The 15,615-nt window shown below is 64.2% G+C and carries 16 protein-coding genes; 12 read left to right on the top strand and 4 right to left on the bottom strand.

What is annotated here, in order from left to right; all coding sequences use genetic code 11:
* Positions 1 to 339: 339 nt before the first annotated feature.
* A complete protein-coding gene (locus CR103_RS04670; protein ID WP_180279274.1) occupies positions 340 to 1,725 on the bottom strand; it encodes a transglycosylase SLT domain-containing protein in 1,386 nt (461 codons plus the stop codon).
* A gap of 536 nt (positions 1,726 to 2,261) precedes the next feature.
* Between CR103_RS04670 and CR103_RS04675 the strand changes: the two genes are divergently transcribed.
* Positions 2,262 to 2,831 (top strand): DUF1415 domain-containing protein, encoded by a 570-nt coding sequence (locus tag CR103_RS04675; RefSeq protein ID WP_099914839.1) that lies wholly within the window; start codon positions 2,262 to 2,264, stop codon positions 2,829 to 2,831.
* Positions 2,832 to 2,838: 7 nt separating this feature from the next.
* Complete coding sequence (locus CR103_RS04680; protein ID WP_099914840.1) at positions 2,839 to 3,039, top strand: DUF1289 domain-containing protein; 201 nt, start codon at positions 2,839 to 2,841, stop codon at positions 3,037 to 3,039.
* Positions 3,040 to 3,059: 20 nt separating this feature from the next.
* Here CR103_RS04680 and CR103_RS04685 read toward each other — a convergent pair whose 3' ends face one another.
* On the bottom strand, positions 3,060 to 3,566 hold the full coding sequence (locus CR103_RS04685; RefSeq protein ID WP_099914841.1) for a DUF1993 domain-containing protein: 507 nt from the start codon (positions 3,564 to 3,566) through the stop codon (positions 3,060 to 3,062).
* A gap of 154 nt (positions 3,567 to 3,720) precedes the next feature.
* Between CR103_RS04685 and CR103_RS04690 the strand changes: the two genes are divergently transcribed.
* The 5 genes from CR103_RS04690 to CR103_RS04710 all read left to right on the top strand — a co-directional run bounded on the left by CR103_RS04690 (position 3,721) and on the right by CR103_RS04710 (position 9,359).
* Positions 3,721 to 4,332, top strand: coding sequence for a TetR/AcrR family transcriptional regulator (locus CR103_RS04690; protein WP_099914842.1), 612 nt, complete (start codon positions 3,721 to 3,723; stop codon positions 4,330 to 4,332).
* A gap of 9 nt (positions 4,333 to 4,341) precedes the next feature.
* Positions 4,342 to 5,151, top strand: a complete 810-nt coding sequence (map, locus tag CR103_RS04695; RefSeq protein WP_099914843.1) for a type I methionyl aminopeptidase — start codon at positions 4,342 to 4,344, stop codon at positions 5,149 to 5,151.
* Positions 5,152 to 5,363: 212 nt separating this feature from the next.
* Positions 5,364 to 8,507, top strand: a complete 3,144-nt coding sequence (locus CR103_RS04700; protein WP_099914844.1) for an EAL domain-containing protein — start codon at positions 5,364 to 5,366, stop codon at positions 8,505 to 8,507.
* On the top strand, positions 8,504 to 9,097 hold the full coding sequence (locus CR103_RS04705; protein ID WP_099914845.1) for a hypothetical protein: 594 nt from the start codon (positions 8,504 to 8,506) through the stop codon (positions 9,095 to 9,097). Before CR103_RS04700 ends, CR103_RS04705 begins: the two co-directional genes overlap by 4 nt.
* 67 nt (positions 9,098 to 9,164) lie before the next feature.
* Positions 9,165 to 9,359 (top strand): hypothetical protein, encoded by a 195-nt coding sequence (locus CR103_RS04710; RefSeq protein WP_143752515.1) that lies wholly within the window; start codon positions 9,165 to 9,167, stop codon positions 9,357 to 9,359.
* 53 nt (positions 9,360 to 9,412) lie between these two features.
* Here the strand turns inward: CR103_RS04710 and CR103_RS04715 are convergent, their stop codons facing one another.
* Positions 9,413 to 9,841, bottom strand: a complete 429-nt coding sequence (locus CR103_RS04715; RefSeq protein ID WP_099914894.1) for a thioredoxin family protein — start codon at positions 9,839 to 9,841, stop codon at positions 9,413 to 9,415.
* Positions 9,842 to 9,932: 91 nt separating this feature from the next.
* Between CR103_RS04715 and tsaB the strand changes: the two genes are divergently transcribed.
* From tsaB to CR103_RS04735, 4 genes are all read left to right on the top strand, one after another.
* On the top strand, positions 9,933 to 10,661 hold the full coding sequence (gene tsaB / locus CR103_RS04720; protein WP_099914847.1) for a tRNA (adenosine(37)-N6)-threonylcarbamoyltransferase complex dimerization subunit type 1 TsaB: 729 nt from the start codon (positions 9,933 to 9,935) through the stop codon (positions 10,659 to 10,661).
* Positions 10,662 to 10,771: 110 nt separating this feature from the next.
* Entirely contained in the window at positions 10,772 to 11,209 is a 438-nt protein-coding gene (rimI, locus tag CR103_RS04725; protein WP_099914848.1) for a ribosomal protein S18-alanine N-acetyltransferase, read from the top strand.
* Positions 11,206 to 12,036: a uracil-DNA glycosylase gene (locus tag CR103_RS04730; protein ID WP_099914849.1), complete on the top strand. Its 831-nt coding sequence runs from the start codon at positions 11,206 to 11,208 to the stop codon at positions 12,034 to 12,036. The genes rimI and CR103_RS04730 overlap by 4 nt, the downstream gene beginning before the upstream one ends.
* Positions 12,020 to 12,991, top strand: coding sequence for a DUF1853 family protein (locus tag CR103_RS04735; protein WP_099914850.1), 972 nt, complete (start codon positions 12,020 to 12,022; stop codon positions 12,989 to 12,991). The genes CR103_RS04730 and CR103_RS04735 overlap by 17 nt, the downstream gene beginning before the upstream one ends.
* A 71-nt stretch (positions 12,992 to 13,062) precedes the next feature.
* Here CR103_RS04735 and lplT read toward each other — a convergent pair whose 3' ends face one another.
* Positions 13,063 to 14,325 (bottom strand): lysophospholipid transporter LplT, encoded by a 1,263-nt coding sequence (gene lplT / locus CR103_RS04740; protein ID WP_099914851.1) that lies wholly within the window; start codon positions 14,323 to 14,325, stop codon positions 13,063 to 13,065.
* A gap of 129 nt (positions 14,326 to 14,454) precedes the next feature.
* Between lplT and alr the strand changes: the two genes are divergently transcribed.
* Positions 14,455 to 15,561, top strand: coding sequence for an alanine racemase (gene alr / locus CR103_RS04745; RefSeq protein WP_099914852.1), 1,107 nt, complete (start codon positions 14,455 to 14,457; stop codon positions 15,559 to 15,561).
* The last annotated feature ends 54 nt before the right edge of the window (positions 15,562 to 15,615 follow it).

Consider the following 15,615-nt stretch of genomic DNA (forward strand, 5'->3'; position numbering starts at 1 on the left):
ATAGCAACGCCAACCAACATAACGAAATGACTCAGAATTGAAAGAAATTTCGGCACAAAAGCTTTGCGCCGGGACGGTGTCAGGTTCGACACACAAGGCGGGAGGGCTTTATAGAGGGGTATCTGACGATACGCCCCAGGGCTTGCGAAGCTGCTTGTTTTGCTTTTATGTAACTGCTTTAACTGCCACTGTCGGAAACTGCCGGCAGATATATTGCAGCGCACAAACGACACTATACAGTAGTTTCACTGTGCGTGTACAGCGAACTGTGGTGTATGGGCCGCAGCGCAGCAAAAAAAGCGGACGGCATGCCGTCCGTCCCGGTGACGATGACGTCGATCAGCTGGCGCGCTTGCGGTGGCGTGACTGTGGCTCTGCCACCATCGCCTTGGCGCGCTTGCCGGTGACCCGGCTCTTGATTTCGGCCACGGCGTTGGCCGCGCGCGCCTTGAGCTTTTGCGCGCGGCTCTCTGGCTGGGCGCGCCGCGCGCCGCGCGCGGTGCTGCGTTCCGCTTCGAAAGCGAGGACGGCGTTGTCGACGATCTGCTCGGCAATGTCGATATTGGCCGACGTCGAGATCTTCGGCACCAGGATCGTCGAGCCGGCCCGCACGCTGCTCTTGGCAGGGATGTTGTTGGCCTGGCGGATCACTTCCGGGGTCGTGCCGAAACGCGACGCCAGGCTGGCGATGCTTTCCCGGGCGCCGGTGATCTTGTGCGTGGTCCAGGTCGACAGCGATTGGCCCCATTTTGCCAGGTTGGTGGTGAACTTCTCCGCGTTCTCTTTCGGCAGCAGGATCTTGGTCTGCTCGTCGCCGATGATGACCGGGCGGTTGAATTGCGGGTTGAGCGCCTTGAATTCATCGACCGACAACTCGGCCAACTGGGCCGCGATGGTAAGGTCGATATCGCTGGTTTTGTCGATCGCGGTGAAATACGCTTCGTTGCCGATCGGCGGCAGGGACACGCCGAACTGCCCCGGGTTGGCGATGATGTTCTTGACCGCCTGCAGCTTGGGCACGTAGTTGCGCGTTTCGGCCGGCATCAGGTCGGCGAGGCTCTCGAAATCGGTCGGCTTGCCGAGCGACTGGTTTTTCTTGATCGCTTTCTGGACGTTGCCTTCGCCCCAGTTGTAAGCGGCCAGGGCCAGTGGCCAGTCGCCGAACATGCCGTATAACTTTTGCAAATAGGACAGGGCGGCATCGGTCGAGGTCAGCACGCCGCGGCGCTCGTCCTTGAACATGTTCTGCTTGAGGTTAAAGTCCTTGCCGGTGCCGGGCACGAACTGCCACATGCCAGCGGCGTTGGCGCTCGAATAGGCTTGCGGATTGAAGGCGGACTCGATGATCGGCAGCAGCGCCAGTTCGGTTGGCATGCCGCGTTTTTCAAGTTCCTGGACAACGTGGTACAGGTAGCGCGACGCGCGCGCCGATGTGCGGGCGATATGGTCGGGACGGGTGCGGTACCAGGTCACGTGTTTGTCGACCAGCACGTTATTGATGTCAGGGATGGCGTAGCCGGTGCGGATCCGGCCCCACAAGTCCGCTTCCTTGAAGTCGTCGGCCTTCAGCACCGATTGCGGCGGCGACATCGGCGTGATCTTGGCGACGGCGCCGGACGTGCCCGCCTGCGGCGGTACGGAAACATCGTTGGCGTAGCTGACGACGGGAGCGGCCAGGAACATCAGCGCTGCCAGGGATACGGTCTTGCGGGTCATGTGTGGCATAGGCTTCCATTGATGCGTCCGGGTAACTTGGACTGACGATGAATGAGTTGCGAGTGTACGGACCAGTTATCAAGCTAGTCAAGCATTAATCTTGCTCGGTTACACAATTTATTAACAACTTTTTTGCCCCCCCAATTAACCGATGAAAACAGAAAATGATGGGGGTATGCTTGGATTGGATCAATAGTGCGTGCTGTTTCATCAGGGTTTTACCCAATACCCCCGGGGGTATAGGTAATTTGACAGCCATGAAAAAGAACGCCCGCCGAACCGGAATGTTGCCTCTTTTGTATTATATAGATAATCAGGCAATACGAAGCATTGACTGATTTTTACCGGCAGCGGTTCAATTTTCGGGGTGGGGAAAATTGGCGTAAAGGAGGGCGCGATCGCGCACTGCCGTCTTCCAACGATAGATCGCAGTAGCATCTCAATGGTTCCCGACAGTTCTTGATATTTCTGCTACCGGCACCGGCGCCGCCAGTGCCGTACAATTTGCCTGTCGCAGCCTGCGCCCCTCTTTTGAAAGCACCACCATGAGTACCGCTTACCTGAACGCCGACGATGACCAGATCATCGCCGCCATCGAAAACTGGCTGGAGAAGGCTGTCATCGGCCTGAACCTGTGTCCGTTCGCCAAAGCCGTGCACGTGAAAAAGCAGGTGCGCTACGTTGTATCCAGCGCCACCACACCGGAAGCCTTGCTCGAGCAATTGATGGAGGAATTACAGCGCCTGTCCGACACCGACCCCGAGGAAATCGACACCACGCTGTTGATCCACCCGTTTGTGTTGACCGACTTCCTCGACTATAACGAGTTCCTCGACGTCGCCGACGCCGCGGTGGAAGACATGCAACTGGACGGCGAGCTCCAGGTCGCCAGCTTCCATCCGCAATACCAGTTCGCCGATACCGACATCAACGACATCGCCAATTACACCAACCGCGCGCCGTATCCGATCTTGCACCTGCTGAGGGAGGCAAGCATCGACCGCGCGGTCGAGGCCTTTCCCGAAGCGGAGCAAATCTTCGAGAAAAATATGGAAACGATGGAAAACCTGGGCCACGATGGCTGGGACGCGCTCGACGTCGGTCCAGCCAGGTGAGGCGCTAATGGACGCCAAGCCAAAATCGGCGCCAGCGCGGCCCGACACCCCTTGTGTCGCGGTCTGCTCCACCACCTTCGACGACGTCTGCCGCGGCTGCGGTCGCACGGTAGCCGAGGTGGCGCACTGGGTGTCGATGAGCGAGCCGCAAAAGGAGCTGGTCTGGCAGCGCATCCTGGCGCAGGGTTACCCGCGCCGCAACAGATGACCTGACGGGCTCGTCAGCAGTTAAAAACTGCCGATAAAATCCTTCTTGCCCACTTCCACGCCGTTGTGGCGCAAGATGTCGTAGGCCGTGGTCGCATGGAAATAGAAATGCGGCAGCGCGTAATGCATCAAATAAACCTGGCCCTTCCATTGCTTGGCCTTTTCGCCGCTGCCGGTGGTGATGTCGCGCTGGGCGCTCGCTTCGATGCCGTCCTGCGGCAAGCTGTCGATGAAGGCGACGGTCTTGGCGATGCGCGCCTTCAGGTCGGCAAACGTCTGCTCGTTGTCTTCATATTTCGGCACGTCGACGCCGGCCAGCCGCGCCGCCGCGCCCTTGGCGAAGTCGGCCGCTACCTGGACCTGGCGGATGAAAGTGAACATGTCGGGGAACAGCCGCGCCTGCAGCAACGCGGCCGGCTCGATCTTCTTTTCGGTGACATGCGCTTCGGCCTTGCCGATAATCGCCGACAAGCTGTTCAAAATTTGTTTGAAAACCGGTGCGGATGCCGAGTACATGGAAAACGTCATGATTAGTCCCTTTAATTAAGTGCTGCGATCATAACAAGCGGCGCCGATTCGTGCTTGCCGGACAGTTGTGCGGCCAGCCCGCAGATACCTGGCCGACGCTGGGCGGAGCAGGGTCCGCCTTGACAGTTTCAAATAGAATGGCTATTCTATTTGTATGGTCCGACTCGCAAAATTTACCGAAGCCCAATTCATCGACTGCGCCATCGACGTGGCGGCGCAGTGCGGCGTCCAGGCGGTGTCGATGGCGGCGATCGCGCAGAAGGCGGGCGCGCCGATCGGCTCGGTCTACCACCGCTTCGATTCGCGCGGCACCATCCTGGCGCTCGCCTGGCTGCGCGTAAAAGCTGATTTTCGACAGGAAGTGGCGAGCCGCTGGCGGCGCGGCGACAGCTGGGACGGTGTTGCCGGCCTGCTCGACTGGTGCCGGCGCAAGCCCGTCTACGCGCGCTTGCTGCTGCTGGGCGACGACGCGTCCATTTTCGATGCCGGCCTGTCGCCCGCGACGCTGGCCGCGCTGGAAGCGGAGCAGGCTGCGCTGGACGCCTGTTTCGACCATTGTGTACTCGGCATTCAAGGCAAGGTCGGTGCCGACGCCGTCGCGCCGATGCTGCGTTTTATCCTGATCGACGGCCCGGTGGCCATCGTCAAACCCTATCTCACCAACCACCAGCCCATCCCCGCCTGCGTCGACGCGATCCTGCGCGCCAGTCATGACGCGGTAGTTAGCTGGGCTGGGCTGGACGGCTCAACCATCTTGAATGAATGACTGACTGACATGCGCTACTCCACCCAGCTCGACCATGACGAACCGATTCCCCTGCACGACGAGGACGGCTTTGACGGCATGCGCGCGGCCGGCCGCATCGCCGCCGACACGCTCGACTTCATCGCGCCGTACGTCGTGCCCGGCGTCTCCACGGCCGAACTGGACCGGTTGTGCGAGGAGTTCATGCGCGCCGCCGGCAGCATTCCGGCCACCATCGATTACCACGGTTACAAGCACGCCAGCTGCATTTCGGTCAACCACGTTGTCACGCACGGCGTGCCGTCGGCCACCAAGGTTTTGCGCGCCGGCGACATCGTCAATATCGATGTCACGCCCAAGTTCAATGGCTGGCACGGCGACACCAGCCGCACCTACCAGGTCGGCGCCGTGTCGATCCTGGCGGCGCGCCTGGTGCGCACGGCTTTTGAGGCGATGATGGCGGGAATCAACAAGGTGCGTCCCGGCGCCACGTTAGGCGACGTCGGCGCGGCGATCGAGGCGGTGGCGCGGGCCCAGGGGTTTTCGTCGGTACGCGACTATTGCGGCCACGGCGTCGGCCAGGTGTTTCACGACGCGCCGCAGGTGGCCCATTACGGCCGCGCCGGCACTGGCATCGTCCTCGAGCCGGGCATGATCTTTACCATCGAGCCGATGATCAACGCCGGCAGCTATCAACTGAAAACCCTGCCCGACAAGTGGACCACGGTCACCAAGGACCGCTCGCTGTCAGCCCAGTTCGAGCATTCGCTGGCGGTGACGGCAACCGGTTTCGAGATTTTTACGTTGTCGGCGCTTGAAAAAAATTTGGCGGCACAATAAAAGGCAGCGCTTCCAAGGCGGAGGTACCTCCCGGTACAGCGGCCCCGTTTGTCTCGTATTTGCCCGCACCGGACACTAGTTGATGACTTGCGCGCACTTTTATCTGATAATTACAATCCAGTAATTCTATTGCTGACAGAGTAATTAGCAGATAAAAGGCCTCGGCCAACGCGCCGGGATGATGTTCAACATGTTTGTGATGCAACTGAAAAATGCTTAGCGCCGCCAGCCGGCTTCACGCCAGGCTTATGACGCTGGTCGGAGTGTCGATTTACGGTGCCTTGCTGCTGGTGGTGTTCGGCGGCCTGGTCGTTCCCGCCATCGTCGGCAGCTATCTGCTGGTTGGCGTTCAGGAACAAAAGTCGGCCCGCGCCGCGCTCGACCTGGCGCTGCAGCGCAACGCCGACATCCTTGCCCTCGGCATGCAAGAGTCGTTGTGGAACCTGAACGCCGAATCGGCCCGCTCGCTTGGCACGTCGCTGATGCGCGACCCGGCGGTGCTGCACATCCGGGTCAGCGGCCACGCCGACGTCGATTTTCTGAACCTGCGCTCGGCGCGGCTTGCGGGCGGGGCACTCTACCGCGCCGAGCGCGACATCGTGGTGGCGGGCGAGCGCATCGGCCGCGCGCTGGTCGAGATGGACGACGAACGCAGCCAGCAGGAGCTGCGCGGCAAGCAGTCAAACTATACGCTGGTGCTGGCCGGCCAGCTCGGCATTTCCTTGTTGCTGATCGTGGTGTTCCTCAATGCGCGGCTGCTCAAACCGCTGCGATCGCTGATGCATTTTTCCGACCGTCTCTCGCATGGCGACTTCGATACCCCTTTGGCCCTGGGCGGCAGGGACGAGCTGGGCCGGCTCGGCAGCCAGATGGAACAGATGCGCATCGCGATCCGCCACCTGTTCGAAGACATCGGCCAGCGCGAAGAGCGTTTTCGGACCATCGTCACCCAGGTACCCGGCGCGGTGTTCCGGGTGCGCCCGGGCGGGCGGGTCGATTTCGTCAGCGCCGCCATCGAAGAGATCAGCGGCTACTCCGCGGCGACGCTGATGCGCAGCACCACCGACGCCTGGGCCGACCTGATCTGCCCGGAAGACCGCCGCATGCAGCGCCGCCTGGTACGCGACGCCATCCTTGCCGCTCGCCCGTACCAGGTCGAATACCGCATCATCGACGCTTCCGGCACCGAGCGCTGGGTATGCGAAAACGGCCAGCCGCAGGTTAGCGAGACGGGCGACGCGCTGTGGGTCGATGGCATCCTGTTCGATATCAGCGAACGCAAACACAACGAGGTGCGCATCGAAGGTTTGCTGGCCGAGCAAAGCGCGATTCTCGACAACGTCATGTTCGGCGTGCTGTTCGTGCGCCACCGCCGCGTGGTATCGGCCAACCGCCGCTGCGAGCAGCTGTTCGGCTATACCAGCGGCCAGCTGGCCGGCGGCCTGGCGGCGACGGTGTTGCCTGCCGGCGAAGAGTTCGGCGCCGGCGACGCCAGCCTGGCCGACAACCAGTGCGTCACTTTCGAGCGCCAGTGCCGGCGCGCCGACGGCAGCATGTTCTGGTGCCAGGTCAGCGGCTCCGCGATCGATCCGCTGCGCCCGCAGGAAGGCTCGATCTGGGTGTTCGCCGACGTCACCGGGCGCAAGCTGGCCGAGGAAAAGCTGCGCCTGTCGGCCACCGTGCTCGAACACATCGCCGATGGCGTGATGGTCATCGGCGTCGACGGCCGCATGGTGGCGATCAACCCGGCGTATACCAAGATCACCGGTTACACCGAGAGCGAGGTGGTCGGCCAGGACTGGACCTTGAACCGTTCGTTGCGCCACGACGCGACGTTCTACCAGCGGATGTGGTCCGACCTGGTCGAAAGCGGCTTCTGGCGCGGCGAGATCTGGAAGACGCGCAAGAACGGCGAGCTGTACCTCGAATGGCTGACCGTGTCGGCGGTACGCGACAACGCCGGCGACATCACCCACCACGCCGCCGTGTTCAGCGACATCACCAAGCTCAAGGAGTCGCAGGACAAGCTCGATCACATGGCCCACCACGATTCGCTCACCGCGCTGCCGAACCGGCTGCTGTTCCACGACCGGCTGCAGCACGCGTTGCTGCGCGCCGCGCGCGCCGGCGAGCAACTGGCGATCCTGTTCATCGACCTCGACCGCTTCAAGAACGTCAACGACACGCTCGGCCACCATGTCGGCGACGAGCTGCTCAAGCAGGTTGCCGCCGCCCTGACCTGTCATCTGCGCGAAGGCGACACGCTGGCGCGCCTGGGCGGCGACGAATTCATCGTCCTGCTCGAGGACATCCACGGCGGCGCCGGCGCTGGCCAGGTCGCCGCCAAGCTGGTGGGCATGTTCGAGCAGCCGTTCATGGTCTCCGGCCACGAGCTGTTCGTCACCGGCAGCGTCGGCATCAGCATATATCCGGACGACGCCCTTGACCTGAACATGCTGATCCGAAACGCCGACGTGGCGATGTACCAGGCCAAGGCGCGCGGTCGCAACGGCTACCGCTTCTATGCGCCGTCGATGACGGGCGAAGGAGCCGAACGGCTGCGCCTGGAGACCATGCTGCGCCGCTCGATCGAGAAGAACGAGATCTTCCTGAATTACCAGCCGCAAGTGGAAATCGACAGCGGCCGCCTGATCGGCGTCGAAGCATTGGTGCGCTGGAATAACCCGGAGCTCGGACTGGTGGCGCCGGTGCGCTTTATTCCGCTGGCCGAAGACACCGGCTTCATCAACCAGCTCGGCAAGTGGGTGCTGTACGAGTCGTGCCGCCAGATGATCCGCTGGCAGGAAGATGGCCTGTACGTGCCGAAGATCGCCGTCAACCTGTCGGTCAAGCAGTTCGAGCGCGGCAGCATCGTTTGCATGGTCGCCGACATTCTCGAGGAAACCGGCCTGGCGCCGCACCGCCTGCAGCTCGAATTGACCGAATCGGTCATCATGAACACGGGCGACGCGCTGGTGTTCATCAACGACCTGCACGCAATCGGGGTCGGGCTGGCGATCGACGATTTCGGTACCGGCTATTCGTCGCTGGCGTATTTGAAGCAGCTGCCGGTACAGACCTTGAAGATCGACCGCAGTTTCATCAAGGACATCCCGGCCGACAGCGACGACGAAGCCATCGCGATTGCCATCATCCAGCTCGGCAAGAGCCTGAACATGTCGGTGATCGCCGAGGGCGTCGAAACCGCGGACCAGGCAGCCTTCCTGCTGCGCCACGGCTGCAACCAGGCGCAGGGCTATTTTTACAGCCGGCCGGAGTTGGCGCAGGCGGTGCTTGAACGGTGGTTGGGGGCCGGCGAGGGGACAGAGCCCTGCCGCCCCCGGCATGCTCGATGAGCGGTGTCTCGGTGGTCGGCTGGGGATTGACGCCGATGCGCCAGCGCCTGCACACGGCGCAGCCGCTGCCGGTCGACAAGATATTTGCCAACGTGGCGCTGATGCGCGACATGCTGCCCTTCCATCCGGACGAACGCGGCAACACCGGCGACGGCGCCCAATGGGTGCTGGCGAAGGTCTCGCGCGAACCGGGCCTCATGATTACCGGCGGCTCGACCAGCGTCAAGGACGCGTGGCAACCGATGCGTGAAGCGGGCGCGGTGGCGCGCGCGATGCTGGTGGCTGCCGCAGCAGCGAAATGGCGCGTCGCGGCCGCCGAGTGCGGCACCGATGCCGGCTTCGTCACCCACGGTTGCGGCCGGCGCGCCTCGTACGCCAGCCTGGCGGCGAGAGCGGCGCACGTTGCCATCGGCCCTGGCGATGTCAAACTCAAGCAGCCGAAGGAGTTCAAGCTGATCGGCACCGCGCAAGCGCAGCGCGATTCAAGGTCCAAGGTCGACGGCAGCGCCGCCTTCGGCATCGACGCCCGTCCGCCCGGCCTGCTGTATGCGGCGGTGCGGATGTCGCCCGTGACGGGAGGACGCCCGTGATGGAGCACGCCTGGCGTGGTTCGACGCGGCGGCGCTCAAGGCGCGGCCCGGCATCATCGGCGTGGCCGTGATCGCAACGAACTGGTGGGCGGCGAAGCAGGCCGCGGCCGCGTTGCCGGTGACATGGGCCGAGGGCGCCGGCGCGAAGCTCTCAAACGAGGCCATCTTCACCGATTTCGCCGCCCATCTGGAGCTTGACGACAACGCGCTGTTCGTGCTGACCGGGCAACGCCTGCGCAGCCTGCCGCTGCGGCCGGGTTAGGCAGCTGTAACGTTGTCGTCGCGCTGACCGCGCAACGCTACCACGTTACGCCACTACGACAGTGCCGTGCGCAGCAGTGCGCGCAGGTTGGCCTGCCGCTGCCAATTGCGCCGCTCCTCGGTGGAGGCGGCGATGCGCGCCAGTTCCTCGTCGCCGTGCGCCAGCTGCGACGCCACCAGCCGCTCGGCCAGCGCCCGGTCCGGCTGCACGGTGCCGAAGAAGGCGACCGTCTCGCCGCGCTGGATCAGCAGGGTAGGGAAGTTGTCGACGTCGAGGTCGCCCACGACGTCGGACTGGTCCTCGATGTCGATCCACACAAAAATATGGTCTGGCTGGCGTGCGGCGATCTGCTCGAACGTCGCGCGGTAACCTGTGCAGGTGCCGCACCAGGCGGCACACAGGCAGGCGACGATCCATCGGTCGCCCGACAGCGCCTGCGCCACGTCAGCGCGGTTGTCATTCTGGAGAGTCAGGCTATGCATGAGCGGCATTCTACATCGCCCACCGGATTTCGGCGCGGGCCCCGGCTGCATTCGACCGCCGCCTGATTAAACGCCGGGGTAAAATACGGGCATGCCTATCATTCTCGCCATTGAAACCTCGTCCGAACTGGCGTCTTGCGCTTTGCTTTGCGCAAACACGCTGCTGGCGCGCTCCTCGTCCGGCGTGCGCACCCATTCCCAGTCGATCCTGCCGATGGTGCAGGAATTGCTGGCCGAAGCCGGTCTTGCGTTAAGCGACTGCGATGCGATCGCGTTCGGCGCCGGCCCCGGCTCGTTCACCGGCGTGCGCACCGCCTGCGGCATCGCCCAGGGCCTCGCTTTCGGCGCCGGCTTGCCGGCGGTGCCGGTGGTGACCTTGGCGGCGATGGCGCTGGCCTGCCGCCAGCACAGCGGCGCTGCCGACGTGCTGGCGGTGCTCGACGCCCGCATGGGCGAAGTGTATTGGGCGCAGTATCGCTTCGACAACACCGGCGCCGACGCCGATGCTTGCCACGAAGTGGTGGCGCCGTCGCTGTGCGCCCCGGGCGACGTCGCGCCGCTACCTGCTGCAACGCCACTGGCGGCCTGCGGCAACGGCTTTACGGCCTATGCCGAAGCCTTTGCCGGGCGCGATTTCGCCGACGGCGCGCTGGCCGACGTGATGCCGCACGCAGGCCAGGTGGCGCAACTGGCGCGCATCGAACTGGCCTTTGGCCGCGGCGTCAAGGCAGCCGAGGCGCAGCCGCTTTATTTGCGCAACAAGATCGCCTTCACCAGCGCCGAGCGCCTGGCGATCAACGCCGCCAAAGCCGGCGCATGACACGGGCCCGGGATATGCCAGCACCACACCTATCGCATCCACCGCATCCATCAACGCTGTCGACCTCCTCGCATCGCTTCGATCGTTTCGATCATTTCGACTACGCGCCGATGACGGTGGCGGACCTGGACGAGGTGGTCGCGCTCGAGCAAAGCGTCTACCCGCATCCCTGGACCCGTGGCAATTTCTCCGACTCGCTCGACGCCGGCTACCATGCCTGGGTATTGCGCGACGCCGGCGAATCGGGCCGGCAGTTGGCTGGATATTTCCTGCTGATGGCGGCCGTCGACGAAGTCCATTTGCTCAACGTGTCGGTGGCCGCAAGGTGCCAGCGCCAGGGCCTGGGCCATTATTTGCTCGACAAGGTCGCCGCCTGCGCGCGCGGGCTGGACGCCGAATCGGTGCTGCTCGAAGTGCGCCCGTCGAACCTGCGCGCGCTGCACGTGTATCAACGCTACGGCTTCGTCGACATCGGCCGGCGCAAGGCCTATTATCCGGCCCATAACGGCCAGCGCGAGGACGCCATCGTGATGAGGTATGTGTTATGAACGGCATGTCGAACCGCGATTGCGCCTTCCTGGCCGAAATGGGCATCACGCCGCTGTGGAGCGCCCGCGCGAACGTCCAATCGGCCCCGCTCGAAGCTGAACCTGACGTCGCTGTCAGCGCGGTCCCGGCCCCGGCCCTGGTGGCGGCACCGTACCAGAGCATGCCGTCGCCGGCGCCCGCGCCCGGCAGCATGATCGACTCGGCCTGGGGCGAGTCGGCGTCGGCGCCGGCGCCGACCGACCAGGAAATCGCCCAAATGGACTGGCGCGCTTTGAACGCGGCGATCGCCGCCTGTAGCCGCTGCGCCTGCAAGGGCGAGCGCAAACCGGTGTCGGGGAACGGCGCGCGCGCGGCGGTGTGGATGGTGGCGGCGGGCGCCACCACCGTGGCCGACGAGAAGGAGCGCCAGCCGCTGGCGGGCGACCCTGGCAAGCTGCTGGACAACATGCTGGCGGCGGTCCAGCTTTCGCGCGACGACAACGTGTACGTCACCAACCTGGTCAAGTGCCGGCTTGTCAGCGCCAGCGGCGGCGAGCGCGCCCCGGGTCCCGACGAAGCCAGCGCTTGCCGCCCTTTCGCCCTGCGCGAGCTGGCGCTGTGCGGCGCCGGCACCGTGCTCACGCTCGGCCAGATCGCCGCCAACGGTTTGCTCGGCAAACCGCTGCAGGAGCCGCTGGCCGGCGCGCGCGGCAGCGTGCACCAAGTCAATGGCGTGGCGCTGGTGGCCACGCTGCACCCGGGCGAACTGCTGCGGCGCGGCGCCGACAAGGCGCTGGCCTGGGCCGACCTGTGCCTGGCCAAGAGCGCCGATGCCGGACAAAGCTGACAGCTATCAGGCGCAGTTCGCGCGGCGCTGGGGCCACCTGGACCGGCCGCACGTGCGCGCGCTGGCCTGGCTGCTCGACGCCCCCGGCCTGCTCGATCCGCTCCACCCTGGCTGGGCCGGCAAGATCGCCGCCCCAAGCGTCGTGACGTCCGAGGTGGCCGACTGGCTGGCGCGGCTCGACCAAGATAGTGCCGCACTCGATGCCGCGCTCGGTGCGCGCGCCTGGACCCGGCTCGGGCTGTACGCCGAAAAGCTGATGGCGTTCTACTACCAGCAGCACGGCCGGCTGGTGGCCCACGGCCTGCAGGTGCGCGCCAGCCGCAACGACACCGTCGGCGAGTTCGACTTTTTGCTCGACGCGGGGCCGGGCGGGGTCGAGCATATCGAGTTCGCCACCAAGTTTTATCTGCTTGAAGAAACGGCCGGCGTACGCTTTGACAGCCTGGTCGGGCCCAACCTGGCCGACAGCCTGGGCGCCAAGATGCGCAAAATCGTCGACAAGCAATTGCTGCTGGGGGTGCATCCGGCGGCACAGGCGCTGTTGCCGCGGCCGGTGCTGGGCGCGCGCGCGCTGGTGATGGGCTGGCTGTTCTATCCGGCGGGGAGGGTGGCGCCGATCGACGGCATCGCGCCGCTGCACTGCCGCGGTTTCTGGTGTGCGCTGGCCGAGATCGAAGCACTCGAGTTTGACGCCTGGGTGGTGCTGCCGCGGCTGCAATGGCTGGCGCCGTACATGGGCCCTGCGCAGAGCGCATCGACGATAAATCTGCTGAACAGGGATGGCCTGCAGGCGGCGCTGGCGCACCAGTTCGAGACTGCCCCGGCGCCGGTGCTGGTCGCCGTCGTGCGCCAGTGCGACGGCATGCTGGTCGAAACCGCGCGCGGCTTCATCGTGCCGGACGACTGGCGCGCGCGGGCCGCCCAGCGCCGGGCCACTCAGGCGTCAAGGGCCTGACAAACTGGCGCAATAAAACTGTTCCGGCGCAAAGTTCAACGGCGTTCGCGTCTGTGGGCGCAAAAGGAAACTTAATGCTTGTGCTCGCCGATCAGCGCCAGCGAGTCGTGCTCGGCCTGATTGGCCGCGTGCCGCTTCATGATCATCCACATGGTCCCGGCCACCGACAAGCCGAACAGCACGATGATGATGTTCAGGTCCAGGTTCAGCGAAATCATGATCGCGTACACCGCCAGCATGGTCAGGATCGACAGGTTTTCGTTAAAATTCTGCACCGCGATCGAATGCCCGGCGCTCATCAGGACGTGGCCGCGGTGCTGCAGCAGTGCGTTCATCGGCACCACGAAAAAGCCCGACAGCACGCCGACCAGGATCAGCAGCGGGTAGGCCAGGGTCACCGAATGCACCAGCGGCATGCACATCACGATCACGCCCATGGCGATGCCGAGCGGGATCACCGACAGCGATTTTTTCAAAGGGATGAGGCGTGCCGACGCCGCGGCGCCGAAAGCGATGCCGACCGCGACCACCCCAACCAGGCTGGTGGCTTTCTCGTACGGCATGTGCAGCGACTTCTCGGCCCATTTCAGCACGATCAGCTGCAAGGTGGCGCCGGCGCCCCAGAACAGCGTGGTGACCGCCAGCGAGATCTGGCCCAGCTTGTCCTTCCACAGCATCGACGAGCAGTTGGCGAAGTCGGCCACCAGCTTGATCGGATTGCGCTCCTGGTGGGCGTAGCGCACGCCCGTATCGGGGATGCGCCAGTTGAACGCCGTCGCCAGCGCGTAGATCGCCATCACCACGCACAGCGCCGCTTCAGTGGGCGTGTTGATGCCGGTGTCGATGAACGGCATGTCGAAGCCGAGCAGGTAACTCGAGGTGCGCGAGGCCACCAGCGCGCCGCCCATCACGGTGCCGAAAATGATCGAGGTGACCGTCAGCCCTTCGATCCAGCCGTTCGCCGCGACCAGTTTTTCGGGCGGCAGCAGCTCGGTCAGGATGCCGTATTTGGCCGGCGAATAGACCGCCGCGCCGAAGCCGACCACGGCGTACGCGGCGAGCGGGTGGACGTGGAAAAAAATCAGCACGCAGCCGAAGATCTTGATCAGGTTGGCAATGAACATCACGCGGCCTTTCGGCAGCGCATCGGCAAAAGCGCCGACGAAAGCGGCCAGCAGCACGTAGAACAGCACGAACGACAGCTTCAGCAATGGGGTAACCGAGGGCGGCGCATTCATCGAGGTGAGCAGGGCGATCGCCACGAAAAACAAGGCGTTGTCAGCCAGTGACGAGAAAAACTGCGCCGCCATGATGGTGTAAAAACCACGATTCATTCTGGAATTTCTATAGTCTGGTCTGGGTTGCTTTATACCATGAATGGCCGGCAAGCCAAAACAAATCACCCGTGCGCATGGGACAGCGTCCGGTAAAATGGCGTCTTCGCATTTACCGGATATCTGACCATGCCAAGGCCGCTCAGCGCCACCATCCACCTTGATTCGATGCGGCACAACCTGGCGCGCGCGCGTTCGTGCGCGCCGACGGCCAAGATATGGGGCGTGGTCAAGGCGAATGCTTATGGTCACGGCCTCGAGCGCGGCGCGCGCGGCTTCGCCGACGCCGACGGCCTGGCGCTGATCGAAACGGAAAACGCGGTGCGGCTGCGCGAACTGGGCTGGACGCGTCCGCTGCTGCTACTCGAAGGCATTTTCGACGTCGCCGACATCGCGCTGCTGCACGAGTACGGCATCAACAGCGCCGTACACTGTATCGAGCAGGTCAAGATGCTCGAGTATACCAAGCTGGCCGGCCCGGTCGACGTCCATCTGAAAATGAACACCGGCATGAACCGGCTCGGCTTCGTGCCGTCCGAGTACGCAGCGGCGCATGCGCGCCTGCGCGCCATTCCCGGCATCCGCCACATCACCCTGATGACGCATTTCGCCAATGCCGACGAGCTCGAGCATCCACGCCTTGGCATCCGCGAGCAGGTACGCCGCTTCCAGCTGGGCGCGCAAGGGCTCGCAGGCGAACGCAGCCTGTCCAATTCGGGCGGCGTGCTGCGCCAGGCCGAGCTGGCCGAACAGCTGTCGAATGACTGGGTACGTCCCGGCATCATGCTGTACGGCGCCACTCCGGGCGACAAAACCGCCGAGCAGTACAAGCTGCGCCCGACCATGACCCTGGCCTCCGCCATCATCGGCATCCAGCAACTGGCCGCCGGCGACACGGTGGGCTATGGCAGCCGCTTCGAAGCCTCCGGGCCGATGACGGTCGGTGTCGTCGCCTGCGGCTATGCCGACGGCTACCCGCGCCATGCGCCGCACGGCACTCCGGTGCTGGTCGACGGTGTGCGCACCGCGCTGATCGGACGGGTGTCGATGGACATGATGACGGTCGACCTGACGCCGATCGCCAACGCCCGCGTCGGCAGCAAAGTGGTGCTGTGGGGCGACGGCCTGCCGATCGACGAAGTGGCGCATGCGGCCGGCACGATCGGCTATGAATTGATGTGCGCGCTGGCGCCGCGGGTGCAGGTGCTGGAGGGGGCGCTGGGGCAGCCGGCATAAAATCGTCCTCGCGTTCGCGAGGACTACCTCCGAGATTAACGAAGTAATCTGAGT

The sequence above is a fragment of the Massilia psychrophila genome, from assembly GCF_002760665.1.
In the GTDB taxonomy this organism is placed as follows: Bacteria; Pseudomonadota; Gammaproteobacteria; order Burkholderiales; family Burkholderiaceae_D; genus JAFCUW01.